The organism is Acinetobacter sp. 24-47-67, from assembly GCF_056779735.1.
The window spans coordinates 1-1,657 of the sequence record NZ_JBWYIK010000022.1; the positions used below are offsets into that span (position 1 = coordinate 1).

3 protein-coding genes are annotated in these 1,657 nt (G+C 42.4%); all 3 read right to left on the bottom strand.

Going from position 1 to position 1,657, the window contains the following annotated elements; all coding sequences use genetic code 11:
- Window positions 1-806: catechol 1,2-dioxygenase (gene catA / locus AC1M9K_RS14455; protein WP_481589631.1), on the bottom strand; the 806-nt coding region annotated here is incomplete at its 3' end.
- 150 nt (window positions 807-956) lie between these two features.
- On the bottom strand, window positions 957-1,247 hold the full coding sequence (gene catC / locus AC1M9K_RS14460; RefSeq protein ID WP_092766278.1) for a muconolactone Delta-isomerase: 291 nt from the start codon (window positions 1,245-1,247) through the stop codon (window positions 957-959).
- Between the two features lie 26 nt (window positions 1,248-1,273).
- Window positions 1,274-1,657, bottom strand: a 384-nt coding sequence (locus tag AC1M9K_RS14465; RefSeq protein ID WP_035271039.1) for an enolase C-terminal domain-like protein, incomplete at its 5' end; no start/stop codon positions are given.

Sequence of the window (1,657 nt, forward strand, 5' to 3'; positions counted from 1 at the left end):
ATTTCAGCTTCATCAGTTACGTCTACAGCAGTTGCCACTAAGCCATCACGCGTTGCAAATGCAAAGTCATCCCAAAGGTATTCATCACCTTCGATGTTGAACTGCGTAGTTAATTTACGGTAGCCAGGCGCAGTGACGAAGTAATGCACGTGTGAAGGGCGGTTACCATGACGACCAAGTTTGTCTAATACAAACTGAGTTGTACCTTCTGGTGGGCAGCCATAACCTACAGGCATTGTGGTTAATGCTGTATATTGACCTTGTGCATCCGTGAAGATCGTACGACGTAAGTTGAAGTCAGATTGAGACTTATCAAAGAACGAGTAGTTACCTAAGCTGTTTGCATGCCAAACTTCAACTTTAGCGCCTTCAATGATGTTACCTTCAGTATCTTTAACGATACCTTCAATAATTAAAGTTGGGATTTTGCCTTCTTCAGAACCATCATCCATACGTGCAAAACCAACTGATTCTGGTGCACCAGCGACATACAATGGACCTTCAATTGTACGTGGAGTACCACCTGTAATACCTGCTTGAGCATCTTTCTCATCTGCACGTAAATCAAGGAAATGCTCAAGACCTAAACCAGCAGCCAAAAGACCTAATTCGTTTGCTTGACCAGCATCAGTAAAGTACTCAAGACCCTTCCAAACTTCAGATTGGCTTAAATCTAAATCTTCAATCGCTTGGAATAAGTCAGATACTAAACGTACAACGATTTGCTGAACACGTTCATCAACAGGACCTGTTGCAGTATCAACGTTCATTTTTTTGACTAAAGCATTAATTTGTTCGCGGTTCATACTATTTCTCCTTAAGTATGCTTGCTGTGTGGTGGCTGACTTCTAATGTGTTTGAGCTCGCTGCCACAATCCTTGTTTAAAATGACGCTAAAAAACCTCTGGATGTATTGATGTCATGGCCTGAATCAATCAAGCCAAGACACTTAAAAGTTAACGATCATCTTCACGGATAGAAGATGGGTGACGATTTAACGCCATTACTTCGATATTCATATATGGGTAAAGCGGAAGACCTTGTAAAATTGAATGAAGCTCTTCATTGCTTTCCACATCAAAAATACTGATGTTTGAATACTGACCTGTGATTCGCCAGATATGACGCCACTTGCCTTGTTGCTGTAACTCTTGCGAATACGCCTTTTCAACAGCTTTAATCTCATTCGCTTTTTCAACTGGCATATCCAGTGGGATGTTCACATCCATTCGTACATGAAACAGCATGTCTCACTCCTGATGTATCACGTCGCTTATTTGCGGCGAAGGTTGTCAATCTTGTCTAAATCCAACTCAATACCTAAACCATTGCCTTGAGGCAGATGTAATTCGAAATCACGATATTGAAGCGGGGTCTTTAAAATTTCGTCAGTCAACAGCAATGGACCAAACAATTCAGTGCCATATGCCAAATTCTCAAAGGTCGAGAACAGATGTGCAGAAGCGATGGTGCCAACAGAACCTTCAAGCATCGTGCCACCATACAGATCTACACCAGCGAGGTTTGCAATGGTTGCTACATCACGACCTTCGAGTAGGCCACCAGACTGAGCAACTTTTACAGCAAACACAGAAGCAGCATTACGCTTCGCTAAACGATAAGCTGTACTTGGACCCATCAATGACTCATCCGCCAT

Excerpts from the sequence above, each read along its gene's own strand:
- catC (WP_092766278.1), bottom strand. The coding sequence starts at position 1,247 with ATGCTGTTTCATGTACGAATGGATGTGAACATCCCACTGGATATGCCA.